Source organism: Xanthomonas indica (genome assembly GCF_040529045.1).
GTDB lineage: Bacteria > Pseudomonadota > Gammaproteobacteria > Xanthomonadales > Xanthomonadaceae > Xanthomonas_A > Xanthomonas_A indica.
On the sequence record NZ_CP131914.1, the window covers coordinates 2,539,145 to 2,557,937 of the forward strand.

Genomic DNA, 18,793 nt, shown 5'->3' on the forward strand with positions numbered 1-18,793 from the left:
GGAACCCGTCGATTGAAGCGCCTGTGCCGTTGGTGCTGCCTGCTGCTGTGCCTGGGGATGGTCGGGTCGGCGCTGGGGCAGGAACTGCTGTTGCAACGGCTGGCCGCCGACCCGCCGGCGCAGGAGGTGGTGGCGGGGCGCCACGATGCCGCGTTTGCCGATGCCGGCCATGGCGCGACCCTGTACGAGCGCAGCAAGCAGCCCACCTGGTGGCGCATCCGCGCCGACCGCGCGATCGGCAGCGAAGGCCAGCCGCAACTGGTGCTGCAGTCGCCGTACCTGACCCGGGTCGAGGCCTGGGTGCCGGGAAGCGCCGCGCCGATCCGGCGCGCGATCTACGGTGCCGACGCCGACCTGCGCTATTCCACCCGCGCCCTGGTGATCGCCTTGCCGCAGGGGCTGCCGCGCGGCGCCTCGATCTGGCTGCGGGTGCATGCGCCGGCGGCGATGCCGATGCCGGTGGGCATCGTGCCGCTGGCGCAGGTGCAGCGCGAGGACCTGCACTACGTCGGCTGGCGCGCCTTCATCCTCGGCTCGACCGCGGTGCTGGCGATCCTGGCGATCGCGTTGTGGGCGCGCCTGCGCGAGTCGATCTACGGCTACTTCACCGCCAACGTGATGTGCGTGCTGCTGTACCTGCTCGGCCTCGGCGGCGAGGCGCGCGCGGTGCCCGGCCTGGCCAGCGTGTTCGCGTCCTCGCCGACGCCGATGCGCATCGTCGCCGCGCTCGGCGGCTTCTTCATCATCACCTTCCAGCGTCGGCAACTGGAGATGCAGCGGCAACTGCCGCGGCTGGACCGGGTGCTGCGGCTGTGTGCGCTGTATTTGCTGGTCATCGCCATCGCCTGCCTGCTGTCGGACGCGGCGGTGCTGAGCCTGCTCGGCAACCTCGGGCTGATCGTCGGCGCAGCGCTGCTGCTGCCGTGTTGCCTGCTGCTGGCCTTGCGCGGGCAGCGCTACGCCTGGCCGCTGCTGGCCTCGTGGACCCCGTTGTGGATGCTGTGCGTGCTGCGCTGCCTGGAGCTGACCGGCTGGCTGCGCCTGGATCTGGCCGCGCCAGTGCTGGCGCACGGCATCAGCCTGGCCCTGGCGATCTCCTGCCTGCTGGTGACCTTCGGCCTGGCCGAGCAGATCCTGGAGCTGCGCCGCGACCGCGACCGTGCCAGCCGCATGGCGACGGTGGACGAGCTCACCGGCATCCTCACCCGCGCCGCCCTGCAGCAGCGTCTGGCCGACGCGCTGCAGGAGGCCGCGCACAGCGAACGGCCGCTGGCGCTGGCCTACATCGACATCGACCATTTCAAGCGCATCAACGACATCCATGGCCACGCCAGCGGCGATGCCTGCCTGCGCTGGGTCGCCGCCTGCGCGCGGGCGCGCCTGCGCAGCACCGACACGCTCGGCCGCCAGGGCGGCGACGAAATGCTGCTGCTGATGCCCGGCGCCACCCTGGAGGCCGCGCGCCGCGTGGCCGAGGACATCCGCCAGCACGTGGCCGCGCAGCCGTTGCCGCGCGAAGGCCAGGCGCTGTCATGCACGCTGAGTGTCGGCGTGGCGCAATGGCAGCGCGGCGAGAGCGTCGCGGCGCTGTTGCAGCGGGCCGATGCCGCGCTCTACGCCAGCAAGGCCGCCGGCCGCAACCGCGTCAGCGTGTCCACCCCCCACCGCGTCACCCACCAGGAGCCTCAGCCATGACTGCACAGCCCGCTTTGCCCGCGTTCGCTCCCGATCAGTTGCAGGTCGGCGACATCCTGCTGCAACTGGGCTGCGGCCCGGTGTCCGAACTGATCGCCTGGTGCGGCGACAGCATCTACAGCCATGCCGCCATCGTCGCCGATCAGGGCGACCTGATCGAGGCGTCGGCCAGCGGCGTGCGCCGCTATCCGCTGTCGCAGCGGCTGACCGACACCACCGACTACCTCATCATCGACGCCTACCGGCCGCTCAGCTACGCCGGCGTGGCGCTGGACGACGCCGACCGCGCCAGCGTGCTGGTCAAGGCGCAGTCGCTGCTGGGCGTGCCGTACCCGCTGGACAGCCTGGCCACGCTCGGCCTGCTGGTCGCCATTCGCGGCAAGTGGCCGCAGCATTGGCTGGCGCGGATCGTGGTGCGCGAGGCGCTGGATTACCTGGTGCGCGACAATCCTTCGCACATGGTGTGCAGCGAGGTGGTGTACCGCGCGCTGGCCGAATGCGACGTGACGCCGCCGGGCCGGCTGGCGCCGCAGATCGTGCTCAGCGGGCCGACCCACATGCCGTTCCCGCACCTGGACTGGAAGGCGCTGTGGGAAGAGGTGTGGCAACTGCTGCATCCGCATCGGCAGCAGGCCCTGGCCGACGTGGCGCAGCGCCTGGCAGCGGTGGAGGGCGCCCCGGCCAGCCTGGCCGCCTCGGCGCTGACCACGGTCGCCGACGACGAACTGCTCAGCCGCGCCAACGCGGTGCGTGCCGGGCTGGGTCTGCCGCCGGTCACCGACCAGGTGGACGACAACGGCACGCTGCTGCAAGAAGCCGGTGAAGAGGCTCCGGGAACGCCCTTGCCCCATCCCAATCCCAAGCTGGTGATGCCGCTGGACCTGGCCAACAGCCCGTCGCACGTGGTGCTGGGGCGGCTGCTGGAGGTGGTCACGCCTGCGTAGCGGAAAGGCTGCGCGCCAGCGCATTGCGCGAGGCTGCGTGCGCCACTTCATCCCCGACTGCGGGGCACCTTCTCCACAAAAAAGGGGGCCGCGGTCCGGACGGGAGAAGGAACGGCAGAAAGCCCCTCTCGCACCGGGAGAGGCGGTGGGGTGAGGGTGCGGCCTCGCACCACACCGCCCGTGCCGCGCGCCGCCATTCGAGCAAGCGCCGGCGCACCTCTCCGCCGCCGCTTGGGTTCCTGCGCCGAGACCCGCCGCTCCAGGCGCTGCGCGACGTGGATGCCGCGCAGCGTCCGATGTGGGAGCGACGTCGGGACATCCCGAATAACGCGTCATTGCCGCCGCTCGGCACGATGTATCGCCGCGATTGCAGGAGCGGCTTCAGCCGCGACGAGCGTTCCCGGGAATGCCCGTCGCCGCTGAAGCCGCTCCTACAAAATGCATGCGCTGCTGTACGTCATTTCGTCTGATGAACGCGCCGCCGCGCGCCAGTGCACCTGATACACAAGCGCTTCAAGGCTGCTTCGTGCGCTCCAGCACCAACAACGGGTCGATGCGCACGTCGAACCAATTCATCCCCCAATGCAGATGCGGCCCGGTCGCACGCCCGGTGGCGCCCACCGCGCCGATCACCTGGCCCTGGGCGATGCGGTCGCCGACCTTCACGTCGATCCGCGACAGATGCAGGAAGTTGGAGCTGACGCCGTAGCCGTGATCCAGCAGCACGGTGCCGCCGGTCAGGTACAGGTCCGGGGCGGCGAAGGTGATGACGCCGGCCGCCGGGGCCTTGACCGGGGTGCCGGTGGGCACGGCGATGTCCATGCCCGAATGGCCGGCGCCAGGCTGGCCGTTGTAGACCCGGGCGTTGCCGAAGCGGCCGCTGATGCGGCCCTGCACCGGCCAGATGAAGGGCGCGGCGAAATCGGTGCGCGGGTCGTCGCGGTCGCGCGCGGCGGTGACCTGGGCCTGTTCGCGCTTGATCCGCTCGGCGATCGCCGGCGGCGGGTTCACCGTCTTCGGCGGCACCCCGTTGACCTGTTCCAGCGGCCAGTCGCGCGGCGTCACCGCGATCTCGATGGTTTCGCTGCCGCCGTCCGGGCGCTGCACGGCGATGCGCAGCGGGCCGCGCTCGTCGCGGCCGATGCCGAACACCACGCTGCCGTAGTCGCTGACCCGCAGGGTGCGGCCGGCGTACTGCACGCGGCTGCCTGGCGCCACCTTGCCGATCACCAGCGCGCCCTGCGAGGCGCTGTGCGGGAACACGCTGCGCGCCGCGGCCGCGGCCGCGGCCGGCGTCTGCGCGTGCAGTACCGGGGCGACCGGTGCGGTCAGCAGCACCAGCGCCAGTGCGGCGCCGGACACCAGGGCGCCGCGCATCAGCGGTCGAACGCCAGGCGCTGCCCGTTGGGGCTGCCGACCAGGCGGGTCCCGTCCCAGGCCAGCACGCCGTTGACCCAGGTCGCGGCGATCTTCGAGCGGAAGCTGCGGCCCTCGAACGGCGACCAGCCGCACTTGGACAGCACGTCCTCGCGGCGCACGGTGAAGGCGGTGTCGTCGATCAGCACCAGGTCGGCGTGGTAGCCCTCGCGCAGGAAGCCGCGCTCGTGCACGTCGAACAGCAGCGCCGGCGCGTGCGCGAACTTGTGCACCACCTGGGCCACTCTGAGCCGGCCCTCGTGGACCAGTTCCAGCGCCGCGACCAGGGCGTACTGCACCAGCGGCAGGCCGGACGGCGCCTGCGCATACGGCTTGCTCTTCTCTTCCCAGGTGTGCGGCGCGTGGTCGGTGGCGAGCACGTCGATCACGTCCTCGGCGATCGCGCGGATCAGCGCCTCGCGGTCGCTGGCGTCCTTGATCGCCGGGTTGCACTTGATCAGGTTGCCCAGCGTGGCGTAGTCGGCGCGGTCGAAGCGCAGGAAGTGGATGCAGGTCTCGGCGGTGATGCGCTTGCCCTGGATCGGGCCGGGCGTGAACAGCGCCAGCTCGTCGGCGGTGGAGATGTGCAGCACGTGCAGGCGGGTGCCGTGCTTCTTCGCCAGCGACACCGCCAGCTGCGAGGACTTCAGGCAGGCCTCGCGCGAGCGGATGTCCGGGTGCATGTCCGGGGTCAGCGCATCGCCGTACTTTTCCTTGAACGCGGCCAGGGTCGCGTCGATGGTCGGGGTGTCTTCGCAGTGGGTGATGATCGGCGTCGGCGCATCGCGGAAGATCGCGTCCAGGGTCTGCGGGTTGTCGACCAGCATGTTGCCGGTGGAGGCGCCCATGAACACCTTGATGCCGGGCGCGGTCTTCGGGTCCAGGGTCTGGATCGCGGCCAGGTTGTCGTTGCTGGCGCCCAGGTAGAAGCCATAGTTGCCCCAGGCGCGGCCGCGCGCGGCGTCGTACTTGGCCTGCAGCGCGGCGGCGTCGAGCGTTGGCGGGTTGGTGTTGGGCATGTCCATGAAGCTGGTCAGGCCGCCGGCCACCGCCGCCGCCGATTCGGTGGCGATGTCGCCCTTGTGGGTCAGGCCGGGTTCGCGGAAGTGCACCTGGTCGTCGATCATGCCGGGCAGCAGCCAGCGCCCGGCAGCGTCGACCACGGTCTCGCCGTCGCGCGCGGCCAGCTGCGGGGCGATCGCCGCGATGCGGCCGTCGGCGATGCGCAGGTCGCCGTGGGTTTCGCGGCCTTCGTTGACCAGGCGCGCGTTGACGATCAATGTGGAAGCGGACATCAGTGTTTTCCTTGGCAGCGGCAGGGTGGCGGCGCCGTGGGGTCGGGCACCGGGTCGAACCCGCCAGGATGGAAGGGATGGCAGCGGCCGACACGGCGGGCGGCCATCCAGCCGCCACGCAATGCGCCGAAACGGGCGATGGCGGTCACCGCGTACGCCGAGCAACTGGGCACGAAACGGCAGCGCGGCCCCAGCAGCGGGCTGATGAAGCGCTGGTACAGGCGCAGCAAGGCGATGAGAGCGCGGGCGATCACACTGCCATGATATGCCACTGTGCTCGACTAGGCGGGTCGCTCGGCGTATACGCCGCGTTGTTGCCGCGGGGGGTAGGGTAGGCTATAAAGGCCCGCTTTCCCGGGCCCCGGGAAGACCAAGGAAGAGCGTTCGTGGCTGCTAAAAAACCTGCAAAGAAGGCCGTCCAGGCCGCCAAGAAGCCCGCCAAGCCCGTCGCCAAGAAAGCGCCGGTGTCCGCCGCCAGCAAACCGCCGAAGAAAGCCGCGCCCGCGAAGCCGGCGGCCAAGTCCGCGCCGGCCAAATCGGCCAGCAAGGCCGTGGCCAAGAAGCCGGCGGCCAAGCCGGTCGCGGCTGCACCGGCCAAGTCCGCTCCCGCCAAGAAAGCCCCGGCCAAGAAGGCGCCCGCCAAGTCGGTCGCGCCTGCCAAGGTTGCGGCCAAGCCCGCCCCCGCCGCCAAGCCGGCAGCGAAGACGCCGGCGGCCAAGCCCGTGGCCAAGGCCGCGGCCGCCCCCGCCAAATCCAAACCGGCCACCGCCCCCGTCGCACCCGCGGTGACCACCTCCGTACCGAAGTCGGCGCCCAAGCCGGCTGCGGCCAAGCCTGTCCCGGTCAAGCCCGCCGCGCCTGCCGCAGCACCGGCCCCCAAGCCCGTTGCCGCCAAGTCCGCCGCGCCGTCGACCCCGCCACAAAAGAATCCCGTGTCCGTTTCGAAATCCTCCGCGAAGACCCCCACCAAGTCCGAATCCACCCCGAAGGCGCCGATCGCCAAGCCCACCGGCAAGGTCGCCGTGGCCGTGACCGCCAAGTCCAACACCCCGGCCAAGCCGGCCAAGTACAAGGTGGTCGAGTACAAGACCGACGAGGCCACCGGCCGTCCGATCCTGCCCAAGGGCTACAAGCCGGCGGCGGACGAGGAGTACATGAGCCCGCTGCAGCAGGAGTACTTCCGCCAGCGCCTGCTCACCTGGCGCGCCGACCTGGTCGAGGAATCCAAGCAGACCATCGAGAACCTGCGCGACGAAGTCCGCGACATCGGCGACGAGGCCGAGCGCGCGACCCGCGAGACCGAGAACTCGCTGGAACTGCGGACCCGCGACCGCTACCGCAAGCTGATCGGCAAGATCGACAGCACGCTCAAGCGCCTGGACGCCGGCGACTACGGCTACTGCGTGGACACCGGCGAAGAGATCGGCCTGGAGCGCCTGGAAGCGCGCCTGACCGCCGAGCGCACCATCGACGCGCAGGAGCGTTGGGAGCACTTGCAGAAGCAGCAGGGCGACTGAGTCCCCACCAGCTCCAGCGTGTCAAGGCAAGGCCCCGCGCATGCGGGGCTTTGCGTTTTTTGGGCACAGCCGGTCCGGGCGCAGCGCCTGCCCGCGGGTGGCACATGCCTGGGAGGCGATGCCGCCTCGGGAGCCGCTGCTCGCGGCGTCGGTGCACGGTGCGCAGCCGCGGCCCGTTGCTGCCAGCCACCTGCGGCTGCATGGATGGCGCGTGGGTGTGGGAGGCGTGCCGTTACATGGGTCACGGCGCCCTTCAACGTACGCCGTTGACCAGCCCGCTTTGCGTGTCCTTGCTCAGTTGCAAGCCGGGCAGGGCGAAGCTGTCCAGATCCTGCTTGGTGGCTGCGACGTAGACCCCGATGAGGGCCGAGGTGTCCGGGTCGACCTCCAGGCCCAGCGGCATCGTGGCGAACTGCACGTAGTCGCGGCTGGCGTTCCATTGCGGCTGGCCGCCGATCGCCTGCAGCACGCGATCGACGTGCGTGCCGGCCGGCTGGCCGAGCAGATCGAACGGCAAAGGCACGTCGGGATTGGCGACGGCGATCAGGTTGGTGACCCGGTCGTCATGAAAGCGCACCGCCAATTGGCTGTAGGCGAGGGCGGCGGCCGGCCGCGGTTGCTGCGCCAGCTGCGCATTGAACTCGCGCGGATACAGATACACCACGCTGAGCGTGTCCGGATGCGCCGCATCGCTGCGGCTGATGTCCGGCTGGCCCAGCGCGGCCAGGACCTGTTGCTTGCGCATGCCGAGCGCGACCGGGCCGAGACGCGTGCATGAGCTGGGCAGCGTGGCGGCGCTGCTGGAACTCGCAAAGGCCTGGTGCAGCGCGTGCGTGCAGGCCGCCGCATCGCTGCCGGCGGCATGGGCCTGCGGGAAGACCATGCCGAGCACGAGCAGGCCGAACAGCGAAAGAAATCGGGGTTCCATGAGACATCTCCATTGACGAGTCGTGCGTGGCGAGGCCGGAAAACCCCGGCCTCGCCACAGGGTGAATTAATTGCCGTGCCAGCCTTCGCGGTGCCCGTAGGCGGTAATGAACGCGTTGCGCTGGTCGCTGTTCAACGATGACCACTGATCGGACGGATTCAGGCCCGAATTGGTGGTGATCGTGGTGATCATCTCCGAGGTCGGATTTTCGCTCGGCGGCGACCAGCTGGTGATGAGGTCACTCAGCGTGGCGGTGCCACCGGCGTTGTTGTTGAGGCGGTCCATGTTGGCCGCCGCGGCGTCCAGACCGGCTTGCGGGCTGGAGAAGATCGCAAAGCCGCGGTCGTCGCCGAGCGTGCCGTGATTGTCCGCGAACGTGCCGGAGCGGATGTCGAGCGGGTTGTTGTCGCGGTTGGGGTGGGTGCCGGTGACTTCCTGCGTGGTGCCATCGGCCGCGGTATAGGTCACCGTGGTGCCGCTGGCCGACGCGGACGTCGCGGGCTTGTCGTTGCTGCCGGCACCGTCGCCATCGCTGCCATCACCGTCGCCACCGTCGCCGTCGCCGTCGCCGCCGTCACCATCACCGTCACCACCGTCGCCCTCACCACCGTCGCCCTCACCGCCTTCGCCACCTTCACCGCCCTCACCACCTTCACCACCTTCACCGCCTTCGCCGCCTTCACCGCCTTCGCCACCGCCCTCCGATTCGACCGGTGCGATTTCGTCGCTGATGGCCATCTGGGCCGTCGCAGTCTTGTGCATCGCCATGTGGTGATGGTGATGGGTCTTGGCTTTGGCGTGGTGGGTTTTCTTGTGCGCCTTGGCGTGGTGAATCGAACTGGACAACGGATGCGCGCCGATGGACGTGCGCGTGCCGCCTGCAACCATATCGATTTCGATGATATCGAGCGTTCTCATGTTGATCCTTGAACAGAGGTGCGGGAAAAGCGCCGTCCCCGCTTCGGCTGATCCGGTGCGCGCGGCGTGGCCGACGATCGGATCGGTTCGGGCTGCGCGCGGCGCGTCCCAGGACGCGGGCAGGGCGTACGGCCCCGGTGCCGCGCGTGGCGACGTGTTCGAACGCATGGAACTTGGGGCATGCTGCTGCGCCAAGCGACACGGACAGCGCCGCCATGTCGCACGCTGCGCTGCGCGTGGGCTGCGCACACGGGGTCGAGCTGCGTGAGCAGGCACCGTGCGGTTCCCCGCACTGCGTCCCGCAGCAATGGCGCCAAGCGCCGATCCGGTGGCTACATCGGCTGCGTCGTCGCCCCCTCGCTGGAGCACACCAAGGTCAGGTCCAGGCGACGGACCGTCCAATGCGACGGCGTGTCGATCGTCCCGGTCGCATGGACGTGATAGGCGGGGCAGTCCGCGTCTTCCTCCGGGTTGTTCTTGATGTCGCAGTTGCCTTCGATCAGGAAGGCCTTGCCGGCTTCGGCGCCGGTGCGGGTGAATTTCAGCGTAGGACAGTCGCCGAACAACCTCGACAGGGCGATGTCGTTCTTCAGCACATAGGCGATCGCCTGTTCTCCGCCGGCTTGGGAAGGGACTTGCTTCGCCTGCGACGATCCTTGCGCGGCGACGGTGAGCGCCAAGGCCGTGCAGATGCGCGGTAACCAGAAAGACGTCATGCGGAGAGCTCCGATAGGCGAGTGTCTCCCGGGCTGGCGTGCGCCGGCCCGGGAGAGGGTGGGGTGCGTGTTACTTGAAGACGCTGATGTGGACGTGGGTGGTATCGCCGCTTTCCCGGCTAGCCTGGGTCCAGTCCGCGGTGGGACTGGACCGGATGAAATTGCCCGCAGGGCCTTCCACGTAGCTCACGTTGGGATTGGCCATCGCCGCATTCTCCAGCGCCTGGGCGTTCTGGAAGCCTTCGCCGCTCGTCCCGACATGGACGTCGTTGATAATGTTGATGTCGACGGCGTTGCCCGTGTAGTGGGCGGAATTGGGGTTGTGGCTGCCGTTGGTCGTGGCCGAGATGTCGATGCTGTCGACGCTCTGATCCCCGTCGAGCACCGAGCCCAGGGTCGAGGCCATCTTGGACGTGACCGGGTTGTTGCTGCTCGCACCGTCCTGGGTGTTCTGGTAGGTGATCGAGACCGTCCGGCCATCGGAGGTGGTATGGCTGCTGCCTATCGAGGTATCGGCCGGGCCGTTGCCGTCGTCGTAACCGCCGCTGCCGTCGCCTTCTCCTCCTTCGCCGCCTTCGCCTCCTTCGCCTCCCTCACCACCTTCGCCTCCCTCACCACCTTCTCCACCTTCTCCACCTTCTCCTCCCTCGCCACCTTCGCCCCCCTCACCGCCTTCACCGATCGGTTCGACCTCTTCCATCCGCGCCATCTGCGCGGCCGCGGACTTGTGCATCGCGGTGTGGTGGTGATGGAGCTTGGCCTTGGCGTGATGCGTCTTGTTGTGCGCCTTGGCATGGTGGATCGAACTGGACAGCGGGTGTGCGCCGATCGATGTGCGCGTTCCGCCTGCGACCAGGTCGATTTCGATGATATCGAGCGTTCTCATGGTGATCCTCGAACAGGTATGCGGGGAAGAGGCCGTCCTCGCTTCGGCTGATCCGCGCATGCAACGATGGCGCCACAGGCGTGGACCGGTCCCGTTCACGCGTGCCGCACGTCAGGATGCGACGAGGGCGGGGCGCGCGGACTGCGCGTGCACGTCGCTCAGGCGCTCGAACGCATAGAGATGGTTCATGTAGGTGGACACGTAGATGCGCCGTTCGTCAGGCGAGATCGCGACACCGTTGGTCACTGCGTCGGGCAACTGCAGCACGCCCACGGTTTCGAGCGTGTCGATGTCGATCTCGACGACGCGGCCGCCGTTGCTGCCGACGATCACCCGGTTGCCGATCCGCTTGGGCGAGGCGTACACGCGCGAGCGCAGGTTGATCTTCTTGATCAGTTGCATCGTGTCGATGTCGATCACGTACAGATGGCGGTCGCCCGAGCCGCAGAACAGCTTGTTGCCGGCGAACAGCGGCGTGGTGTAGCAGATTTCGTCTGTCTGCCACTCGCCACGCTTTTCGCCGGTGGCGACATCCAGCACGTAGATGGACTTGTCGAACGAGGCGAAGGCGGTCAGCCCGCGACGCTCGTCCACTGCGGGCGCGTACTTCACCGAGCGCCGCGTCTTGAAGCGCCAGGCGATGCGTCCTGTCCTGGCGTCGAGCGCGAGCGTCTCATGGTCCGCGCTGCCCCAGATCACCAGGTCGCCGCCTTCCCAGTAGCCGGGCGATCCGTGCTGCAGCTTCTGCACCTGGTGCTCCCAGATCTTTTCGCCGGTGTCCATCGCATAGGCGGCGAGGCTGCCCTGCGCCCATGGGCGGACATATTCGATGCCCACGTACATCAGCTTGTGGCGCGGCACCAGCAGCGGCGAAGCCCCGACCCAGTCGCCATCCGGATGTGTCCAGATCTCCTCGCCGCTGGCCGCATCCAGGCAATAGACGGTGCCGTTGTACGCGCCGAAGTACAGGCGTCCGTCATGGTAGGCGGGGCAAGACCAGATGCCCTTCTTGGTGTACGCCGCACCGGTCACCGAGTATTCCCAGACCAACCCGCCGGTCTCGGCGGAGAACGCCTGCATCTTAGCGGCGTCGCAGCCGCGATAGATCATGTCGCCGACCAGCAGCGGCGCGGACTTGGGGACCACGTGGAAGGCGAAGCCTCCCGGCGTCGCCGTCCGCCACAGTTCGCGATACGCCTGGGTGGGCGGCGGCGCGCTTTGTTCCGGCGGCAGGTCGAAATCCTTGAGCGTGAACAGTGTTTGCACCGAGATCGCGTGCGTCTTGCGCCACTGCATGCCGGCCTTGGACAGGAAATCGACCACCACGAACACCTCGTCGAGCGCGTGTCCGGCCGCCGCAATCACCGCACGCGCCTTCTCGGCGCTGTTGCCGGAATTGAGCGAGTCGTCGACCAGCACGATGGGCAGGTCGAGCACATCGCCCTCGATGGCGTTGCCCATCCCCGTGGTCTTGCGATCCTTGCGAATGATGAAGCCGTTGACCGGGCCGCGTTCTTTCGGGGCGGTCAACAGCAGCGCGGTGAGTAGCGGGATCGCCGCGGTTTCCAGGCCGCCGAGCTGGAAAGGCGGGCGTGCGGCATTGCGCTCCCAGAACGCTGCGGCGATCTGCTCGAGCGCAGCGCGTCGCATGAACACCCGGCGCAGGTCGAACAGCCAGAGGTAGGAGCCGCCCTTCTTGGTGATGAGGGGGATGTTCTCGGCGCTGGTGTGCAGGCCGACGGTCTGGATCAGGTCCCGAAGCGATTGCATGGTCATCGTGCCGCCCTGCTGGGAATGGGAGGATGTGGGTGACGGAGGGTCAAGGAGACGCCGGAGCATCCATCGAGCCGAGATAGCGGTCCACGGCCGGTCCCCAGATCGAGGAACCGCCATGGCCGAAGAACAGATGGTGACCGTCGTCGCCGAAAGCGGCCGGCGTCACCAGAACCGCATGGCCACCTGCCTCGGTGAAGGCGCGATGCAACGACGCTGCAAGGTCAGGCCCGAAGAAGCTGTCGTTGGCCGTATAGATCCACAGCATCGGGGTGGTGGGCTGTCGGCCGAAGGTGGCGGCTGCCGCGATCAACCTGTCGGCATGGCAATTGCTGTTGGGCCGATCTTGGAAGTGGCCGCCGCGGCCGCCGGCCATGTTGACGAATGCGCTGACGTTGGGATGCGGCAGGCTGTCGTACGCCAGCGTGCCCCAGCCACCGGCCGACTGTCCGACCACGATGGCGCCGGTCGGACTGTAGTCTGGCAGTGCGGTCAGGGCGTCCACGATGCGCTTGAGTTGGCGTGCGGTCTCCAATCCGGCCTTGACATAGTCGGCACGGTCGCAACCGTCGTAGCCCTCGCTCCAGGGGCCGCCGGTGGCGCCGTAGCCGAGGCGCAGGACCAATGCCACCGCATAGTGGTGTCGCAGGAACCAGCGTGCCGATTCGCCATCGCAGGTTTCCAGGGTCATGCCGGGTCGGTCGGAGGCCTTCGCCGGTGAGCCGTGCGCGATCACCACCACGCGTGGGCGGCTGACACCGGCAGGGCGGCACAGCCGTCCCTGCAAGGTCCAGGGGTGTCCATCCGGATCGGCGATGGGAATCTGCAGTGGCTCGCCGAGGTCGGCATGCGTGCCGCCGAAGCCGCGCGCCGAGGCGATGCAGGGCGCCATGCCGCAGAAGAGCAGCAGGACAGTCGTGGCCAACAGGCAGCGTCGGCAGGTGGATGACATGGTGGAGTTCCCCGCTGCGTCGGTCTCAGCGACGGACGCGTCGCATGTGGAAGGTGATGGTCGAGCACAACGTCGGGCACTCTCGTGCCGGGGCACGCGAGGCACGGGTGACGGCGCCGTCGAACAACACCAGCCGGCCAGGACGCGGGCGGATCGAGATGCACTCGCGCGCGGTGTCGTAGAACACGGTTTCGCCGGCCCAGTCGTCCTTCCATTCGGTGCTGGCGTAGAGCAGTGCGACACGCTCCTGATCCGACGGCTTGGCGTAGTGGTGCGCCACGCCGTCCTGTCCATGCGTGTGACCGGTGACGTAGGCGCGGACCAGGCCGTAGTCCTGCGCCAGGTTGTCCTTGATCTGCGTCCAGAGTTCATGCAGCGGTTCCATGCCCGGGGTTGCGGCGAGGACGTCGTCGTGGATCGCACGCTCGTGCGCTTTGCGGCTGCCGCACAGATGGATATGCCAGGACGGCGCTGCGTCGCCGAGCAATCCTGGATAGAGGCCGTAGGACCAGCCGCCGCGACCGCGCAGCAGTTCCGGCAGATGCTGGACTTCGACGAAATTGTTGACGACTTGCAGGGACGACGCTTCCGACGCTGACACGATGGCGACCTCACGTTGGCGATACGGGATGGGACCAGGCGGCGCGACGAGATGGCTGTCGCGCCGGCGGCGAGCTAGGAGGTGACGGGGACGGCTGGCGCATGCGCCGCAGGCTGGCGCGTGCGGACTGCTCCTTCGTGCAATTCGATGACGCGATCGGCATGCGCGATCGTTTCGGGGCGGTGCGCAATGACGATGCGCGTGATGTTCAGGGCCTTGATCGCCTGGTTGAGCTGGCGCTCCAGCGCGAGATCGAGATGGCTGGTCGCCTCGTCGAGCACCAGGATGTGCGGGCGCCGGTACAGAGCGCGCGCCAGGAACAGGCGTTGCTGCTGGCCGCCGGAGAGCGAGGATCCCATGTCGCCGACCAGGCTGTGGTAGCCCATCGGCATGGCCATGATGTCCTCGTGTATGCCGGCCAGGCTGGCCGCGTCCTCGATGTCCTGCGGCGTGGCGAGGACGTCGAACATGCTGATGTTCTCGGCGATCGAGCCGGTGAACAGGTGGTCGTCCTGCATCACGCTGCCGGTGATCGCGCGGTAGCGGGACTTGCCGAGGCGGCGCAGATCGAGTCCGCCGATCTCGATTGCGCCCTGCTGCGGATCGAGCAGGCCGAGCAGCACCCTCACCAGGGTGCTCTTGCCGCACCCCGATGGGCCGACGATGGCGACCGATTCGCCCGCTTGCACCGCAAAGCTGCACTCGCGCAGGATCCAGGGTTCGCCTTCGGCGTAGCGGAAGCTGACCTTGTTGAAGGTGATGCTGGGCTGTGGCAACGGACCCGCGTGCTCGCTGACGGCGTGCGCCTCGGGTGGCGTCAGTACGATGTCGGCCAGTCTTTCGGCCTGCAGACGCAGCATGCGCAGTTCGATCGCATAGTCGACCAGGCTGGCGACGCGGCTGCTGAACTGGTCTCCGTAAGCCACGAAGGCGGTCAACATGCCGACGGTGAACTGGCCTTTCAATCCCAGCCAAGCACCCAGCCAGAGCACGCCCAGCCGCTGCGCGCCTGCCGCCAGGTTCTGCAATGCGGTGAACAGCATGTCCAGGCGTTGCACGGCGATGGACGTGTTCAGCGTGTCGGTCGCAGCGTTGAGGTAGCGCGCGGTCTGCTCGGCCTCCTGGTTGTTCAGGCGGATCGTCTGCACGCCGCGTACCGCCTCCAGGAATCGGCTGTGCTGCTTGGCGGTGACGGTGATCTGGCTGAGGTTGGCCTCGCGGTAGACGCGGAAGTACAGCAGCCGAAGTGCCGCATACACGGCGACCGCGCCGAGGACGATGGCCGACAGCAAGGGGCTGTAGACGAACAGCACGACCAGGGTGACGCTGGCGAGCAGTCCGTCGAGCAGGATCTCGACGAAGCGGGTGGTGAGCGTCTGCTGGATCGTATCGATCGCACCGAAGCGGGACACGATGTCGCCGAGATGGCGCGTGCCGAAGTAGGACTGCGGAAGGCGCATCAGATGCTGGAACACGTTACCGGTCCAGCCGAGGTTAAAGTGCGTGCTGAGCCACATCACGGTCCAACTGCGCAAGGCCGAGACGAGTGTTTCGAGCACGATCAGCAGTGCGAAGCTCAGGCCGAGGAACGTGAGCAGGTCGTGGTCGCCATCGGCGATCACCTGATCCACCACAAGTTGCATGAACAAGGGCGCCAGGAGCGCGAAGACTTCCAGGACCAAGGCCAGCCCGAAGATCTGCGCCAGTCCGCGGCCCAGCCCCTGCACCGAGCCGGCGAGCGCGCGCAGCGACACCGGCGGCGTCTCGCGCTGGCGCTGGAAGGTCGGCCCTCTGGAAAACTCGATCGCCACGCCGGTGAAGTGCCTGCCGACGTCGCTCATGCTCAAGTTGCGCACGCCCACCGCGGGGTCGTGCACGACGATCCCGTGCTGGCCGACGCTGCGCAGCACCACGAAGTGATCCATGTCCCAGTGCAACACGCAGGGCGTCTGTAACTGACCGAGCTCTTCCAGGTCCAGCCGAAGTGGCCGGCATTGCAGCCCAAGCGCATGCGCGATCTCGATCAGGCGTCGCGCGGTCATGCCCTTCAGCGACAGACTGAAGCGGCGCCGCAGCGCGGGCAGATCGGTATGGTGTCCGTGATAGCCGGCGATCATCGCGATGCAGGCCAGGCCGCACTCTGCGGCTTCGGCCTGCAGCACGTTCGGCAGGACGCGCGTACGCCAGAAGCGCAGTTTCGCGGCGCGCGCGTCCTGCTCGTTCGCGGTCTGTGCCTTCGTGCTGTGATGCGTGGGGGCCGCGTTCATGCGCCACTGCTCCAGCGATGGCCCATGCCGTACAGCGGCTCGAAGATCCATTCGACGATCCGGCGCCGGTCCAGCAACATGTCCGCATCCAGCGCCATGCCCGGGCGCAAGGGTTCCTTGCGTCCGTATGCTTCGACGTTCTGATCCGCCAGGTCCACGCGGGCCAGGTACAGGGGATCGGAGGAGGGCGGATTGCCGCCGCCGAGCAGCAAGGTGACTTCGCCCGGCGTCAGTGCGCTGCGCGAGACGCTGCGCACCACACCGTGGTGCAGGCCGAATTTCTGGTAAGGGAATGCCTGGTAATGCAGGGTGACCTGGATGCCCGGATGGACGAAGCCGACCGCCTGGCTGGGAACCAGGATCTGCGCCTGCAGGGTCGAGCCGTCCGGGACGATGGCGAGCAGCGGTTGGCCAAGTGCGACCGAAGCGCCAGGTTTGACCAGCAAGGTGGAGACGGTGCCGCTGGCCGGCGCGCGCAGTTCGCTGGCGCGTGCGGCTTCGTTCTGCGCAAGGGTCTGTTCGACCTGCGCGAGTTGCCGGCGCAGGTCGTTGAGCTTGGCAGACACGGCCAGTGGCAGTTGGGTCAGTTGATCGTTGAGCACGCTCAGTTGCTGCTGCGTACTGGCGCGTTGCTGCTGCAACGAACGCAGCTGCGATTCGTCGGCGAGCAACGCCGATTGCTCCTGCTCGACTTGCAACGCCGGAATGTAGCCACCGGCGACCAGGCCCGACCACTTGTCCACCAGCTCCTGCACCAACTGCATCTGCTTCTTCTCGATCGCGATCTGCGCATCGATTTGAACCAGTTGCTCTTTCAGCGCGGATTGCTGCGTGCGGTTGTCCTCCGCCTGCTTGTCCTGCAACTGCTGGGTATCGCCGATGTCCTCGCGCAGGCTGCCGGCCTGGCGTTGCAATTGCGCGCTGACGCTGGCCGCCGTGTTGCCAAGCGCCTTGCTGGTGTGCTCGCCCGACAGCGAGACCAGGACCTGTCCGCTCGCGACCCGATCGCCTTCGGCGACGCCGACGTGATCGATCACGCCGAGCGTATTGGCGGTCAGGCTGATCAAGCCCGCGCGCGGGACCAGGAGGCCGGTGACATGAATGCGCTGCGTGTAATGGCCGCAAAACAACCACATCAGAATAGCAGCGGCGATGCCGAGGGCGACCAAGGTCCATGCTCTGGTCGAAAGGGGAGTTGCCAGTCGCACCGTCCCCAGCCATGCCTGGCTTCGGGCGTCCACTGCCTCGTCACGGAAAAGCGAATGTTCCATTCGGCTGATTCCATCCGTGTTTGATAGGGGGGCGCTTGTTTCGATGCGCGTCCGTTTTTCGAAAGCGGGTTGAAACTTAATTGGTGGGAGATAATTTCGGCGGCTTCTTTCTTCTTCCTTTCCGTACTTGAGGGCTTTTTATCTTGTCTACAAATTGCGCTATCGTGGCGTTGGCGGGTTGCTGATTTGATCTTGAAATTCAGCTGTTTAGTGTTGGAATTGCAGCGTCTTCGATAGCGGTAGAAAGGTTTTAAATGTGCCTGTCATGACGGTGTCGCATGATGCGGAAAGTGGTATATCGCCGTGTCGCTGCTGGCAATCAATGTCATTGCACGCAAATTATTTCAATCATGTATCCGGGGTTGCGTCGATAATGGAGTGCCGTCCTTGAACCGCAATGCCGACCTGGCCGAGTCATCCGTGCCCACGCGCCGCCGTCGTTGGCGGTTGCCGATCCTGATCGCCTTGTTGTTGCTCGCGGCCATTGCGCTGGGACCACGGGTCAGCGTGGCGCTGCCGCAGGTGGCGGCGCCGGCGGTGCCGCAGGATCCGCTGGCGCTGCAGACGTGGATCGATGCGCGCGAGCGCGCCACGCCGGGGCTGCGCCCGGACAACCAGGCGCGGATCGTCTGGGCCGATCCGGCGCATCCGGGGCGGCGCGCGTGCGCGATGGTCTATCTGCATGGCTTCACCGCCAGCCAGGGCGAGGGTGCGCCCACGCACGTGCGGCTGGCGCGCAGCTTCGGCTGCAATCTGTATCTGCCGCGCCTGCCTGGGCACGGGCTGGTCGCGGCGGACGCTCTGCGCGGCGTCGATGCCGGGCGCCTGCTCGGCGGCGCGGCCGAGGCGCTGGCGGTGACCCGGGTGCTGGGCGACCGCGTGGTGGTGATCGGCAATTCGATGGGCGGCGCGCTGGCGGTGCAGGCGGTGGCGGCGAATCCGCGCCAGGTGCAGGCGCTGGTGCTGTGGTCGCCGCTGGTGCGCGAGTACGGCGATCAGCTGCAGCCGATGCTGTGGCCCTGGGGCGCGCAGGTGCTGGCGTGGACGCACAACGGCGGCAACCCGATCCTGCGCTATCCGGTCGACAGCGCCTATTGGGCCGACGCCACCCATCTGGACGGCTATCGCGCGCTGGCGGCGCTGACCCGTGGCGGCATGCAGCCGGCGACGTATGCACGGATCCATGTGCCGGTGTTCCTCGGCTACTACTACCGCGATCCGCAGCACCAGGACCGCACGGTGTCGGTGGCGGCGCTGCAGGCGATGTTCAAGCAACTGGGCACGCCGCCGGCCTTGCGCCAGGCGGTGGATTTCCCGGGCGCCGACAATCACGTGCTGGCCTCGCCGATCCGTTCGCGGGCGGTGCCGGCAGTGTTCGCCGCCACCTGCCGGTTCCTGGCGGGGCAGGGTGGCCTGACCCAGCCGGTCGGCGTGCCGGATTGCGCGCATGCCTGGGCCGACGACGAGGCGCAGGCGCATGCGGTGGCGGCCGCGCACTGAGCGCAGCCGTTGCGGGGGAGCCGACGTGCATTGGATGGCGCGCAGGCCGGTGGCGCTGCGCGTGAGGTGCGGCGAGGCCGCGCCGTCGCCGCGCCCGCCGGGCGACGACGCAGG

General features: G+C 68.0%; 17 protein-coding genes. 5 read left to right on the forward strand and 12 right to left on the reverse strand.

The features are described 5' to 3' along the window. The first annotated feature begins 12 nt into the window (after window positions 1–12). Both Q7W82_RS10965 and Q7W82_RS10970 read left to right on the forward strand, forming a co-directional pair. Window positions 13–1,695: a diguanylate cyclase gene (locus Q7W82_RS10965; protein ID WP_242159788.1), complete on the forward strand. Its 1,683-nt coding sequence runs from the start codon at window positions 13–15 to the stop codon at window positions 1,693–1,695. Next, entirely contained in the window at window positions 1,692–2,639 is a 948-nt protein-coding gene (locus Q7W82_RS10970; RefSeq protein WP_242159789.1) for a hypothetical protein, read from the forward strand. The genes Q7W82_RS10965 and Q7W82_RS10970 overlap by 4 nt, the downstream gene beginning before the upstream one ends. 513 nt (window positions 2,640–3,152) lie before the next feature. Here Q7W82_RS10970 and Q7W82_RS10975 read toward each other — a convergent pair. Genes Q7W82_RS10975 through yidD form a run of 3 tightly spaced genes read right to left on the reverse strand, consistent with a single transcriptional unit; the run spans window position 3,153 to window position 5,622 of the window. Continuing rightward, entirely contained in the window at window positions 3,153–4,016 is an 864-nt protein-coding gene (locus Q7W82_RS10975; protein WP_242159790.1) for a M23 family metallopeptidase, read from the reverse strand. Continuing rightward, window positions 4,016–5,350: a dihydroorotase gene (locus Q7W82_RS10980; RefSeq protein WP_242159791.1), complete on the reverse strand. Its 1,335-nt coding sequence runs from the start codon at window positions 5,348–5,350 to the stop codon at window positions 4,016–4,018. Before Q7W82_RS10980 ends, Q7W82_RS10975 begins: the two co-directional genes overlap by 1 nt. After that, window positions 5,350–5,622 (reverse strand): membrane protein insertion efficiency factor YidD, encoded by a 273-nt coding sequence (yidD, locus tag Q7W82_RS10985; RefSeq protein ID WP_242159792.1) that lies wholly within the window; start codon window positions 5,620–5,622, stop codon window positions 5,350–5,352. Before yidD ends, Q7W82_RS10980 begins: the two co-directional genes overlap by 1 nt. A 114-nt stretch (window positions 5,623–5,736) precedes the next feature. Between yidD and dksA the strand changes: the two genes are divergently transcribed. Next, entirely contained in the window at window positions 5,737–6,867 is a 1,131-nt protein-coding gene (gene dksA / locus Q7W82_RS10990) for an RNA polymerase-binding protein DksA (RefSeq protein ID WP_242159793.1), read from the forward strand. Window positions 6,868–7,120: 253 nt separating this feature from the next. On the opposite strand, the gene Q7W82_RS10995 is transcribed toward dksA, so the two are convergent. The 7 genes from Q7W82_RS10995 to Q7W82_RS11025 form a co-directional block, all read right to left on the reverse strand. Beyond that, the gene (locus tag Q7W82_RS10995; RefSeq protein WP_242159794.1) at window positions 7,121–7,795 is read right to left on the reverse strand and encodes an outer membrane protein assembly factor BamE; all 675 of its coding nucleotides are present in this window, start codon (window positions 7,793–7,795) and stop codon (window positions 7,121–7,123) included. Between the two features lie 66 nt (window positions 7,796–7,861). Then, window positions 7,862–8,713 (reverse strand): hypothetical protein, encoded by an 852-nt coding sequence (locus Q7W82_RS11000; RefSeq protein ID WP_353949482.1) that lies wholly within the window; start codon window positions 8,711–8,713, stop codon window positions 7,862–7,864. Window positions 8,714–9,045: 332 nt separating this feature from the next. Beyond that, the gene (locus Q7W82_RS11005) at window positions 9,046–9,429 is read right to left on the reverse strand and encodes a hypothetical protein (protein WP_242159796.1); all 384 of its coding nucleotides are present in this window, start codon (window positions 9,427–9,429) and stop codon (window positions 9,046–9,048) included. 70 nt (window positions 9,430–9,499) lie between these two features. After that, window positions 9,500–10,315, reverse strand: coding sequence for a hypothetical protein (locus Q7W82_RS11010; protein WP_242159797.1), 816 nt, complete (start codon window positions 10,313–10,315; stop codon window positions 9,500–9,502). 111 nt (window positions 10,316–10,426) lie between these two features. Continuing rightward, window positions 10,427–12,208: a PQQ-binding-like beta-propeller repeat protein gene (locus Q7W82_RS11015; RefSeq protein ID WP_242159798.1), complete on the reverse strand. Its 1,782-nt coding sequence runs from the start codon at window positions 12,206–12,208 to the stop codon at window positions 10,427–10,429. Next, window positions 12,135–12,980, reverse strand: coding sequence for a hypothetical protein (locus Q7W82_RS11020; RefSeq protein WP_353949483.1), 846 nt, complete (start codon window positions 12,978–12,980; stop codon window positions 12,135–12,137). Before Q7W82_RS11020 ends, Q7W82_RS11015 begins: the two co-directional genes overlap by 74 nt. An 85-nt stretch (window positions 12,981–13,065) precedes the next feature. Beyond that, on the reverse strand, window positions 13,066–13,425 hold the full coding sequence (locus Q7W82_RS11025) for a 2OG-Fe(II) oxygenase (RefSeq protein WP_242159800.1): 360 nt from the start codon (window positions 13,423–13,425) through the stop codon (window positions 13,066–13,068). A 27-nt stretch (window positions 13,426–13,452) separates the two neighbouring features. On the opposite strand from Q7W82_RS11025, the gene Q7W82_RS11030 reads away from it, so the two are divergent. Then, window positions 13,453–13,638, forward strand: a complete 186-nt coding sequence (locus Q7W82_RS11030; protein WP_242159801.1) for a hypothetical protein — start codon at window positions 13,453–13,455, stop codon at window positions 13,636–13,638. Between the two features lie 77 nt (window positions 13,639–13,715). Here Q7W82_RS11030 and Q7W82_RS11035 read toward each other — a convergent pair whose 3' ends face one another. Next, window positions 13,716–15,908 (reverse strand): peptidase domain-containing ABC transporter, encoded by a 2,193-nt coding sequence (locus Q7W82_RS11035; protein ID WP_242159802.1) that lies wholly within the window; start codon window positions 15,906–15,908, stop codon window positions 13,716–13,718. Next, window positions 15,905–17,179, reverse strand: a complete 1,275-nt coding sequence (locus Q7W82_RS11040; RefSeq protein ID WP_353949484.1) for an HlyD family efflux transporter periplasmic adaptor subunit — start codon at window positions 17,177–17,179, stop codon at window positions 15,905–15,907. Before Q7W82_RS11040 ends, Q7W82_RS11035 begins: the two co-directional genes overlap by 4 nt. A gap of 447 nt (window positions 17,180–17,626) precedes the next feature. Between Q7W82_RS11040 and Q7W82_RS11045 the strand changes: the two genes are divergently transcribed. After that, window positions 17,627–18,679 carry an alpha/beta fold hydrolase gene (locus tag Q7W82_RS11045; protein ID WP_242159942.1) on the forward strand — a complete coding sequence of 351 codons (1,053 nt, stop codon included), beginning with the start codon at window positions 17,627–17,629 and terminating at the stop codon, window positions 18,677–18,679. Window positions 18,680–18,793 lie beyond the last annotated feature (114 nt).

Coding starts and splice junctions, on each gene's coding strand:
- Q7W82_RS11025 (WP_242159800.1), bottom strand. CDS start 13,425: ATGGAACCGCTGCATGAACTCTGGACGCAGATCAAGGACAACCTGGCG.
- Q7W82_RS10975 (WP_242159790.1), bottom strand. CDS start 4,016: ATGCGCGGCGCCCTGGTGTCCGGCGCCGCACTGGCGCTGGTGCTGCTG.
- Q7W82_RS11015 (WP_242159798.1), bottom strand. CDS start 12,208: ATGGCGGTTCCTCGATCTGGGGACCGGCCGTGGACCGCTATCTCGGCT.
- Q7W82_RS11005 (WP_242159796.1), bottom strand. CDS start 9,429: ATGACGTCTTTCTGGTTACCGCGCATCTGCACGGCCTTGGCGCTCACC.
- Q7W82_RS11035 (WP_242159802.1), bottom strand. CDS start 15,908: ATGAACGCGGCCCCCACGCATCACAGCACGAAGGCACAGACCGCGAAC.
- Q7W82_RS10970 (WP_242159789.1), top strand. CDS start 1,692: ATGACTGCACAGCCCGCTTTGCCCGCGTTCGCTCCCGATCAGTTGCAG.
- Q7W82_RS10995 (WP_242159794.1), bottom strand. CDS start 7,795: ATGGAACCCCGATTTCTTTCGCTGTTCGGCCTGCTCGTGCTCGGCATG.
- Q7W82_RS11000 (WP_353949482.1), bottom strand. CDS start 8,713: ATGAGAACGCTCGATATCATCGAAATCGATATGGTTGCAGGCGGCACG.
- Q7W82_RS10980 (WP_242159791.1), bottom strand. CDS start 5,350: ATGTCCGCTTCCACATTGATCGTCAACGCGCGCCTGGTCAACGAAGGC.
- Q7W82_RS11040 (WP_353949484.1), bottom strand. CDS start 17,179: ATGGAACATTCGCTTTTCCGTGACGAGGCAGTGGACGCCCGAAGCCAG.
- Q7W82_RS11020 (WP_353949483.1), bottom strand. CDS start 12,980: ATGGCGCCCTGCATCGCCTCGGCGCGCGGCTTCGGCGGCACGCATGCC.
- Q7W82_RS11010 (WP_242159797.1), bottom strand. CDS start 10,315: ATGAGAACGCTCGATATCATCGAAATCGACCTGGTCGCAGGCGGAACG.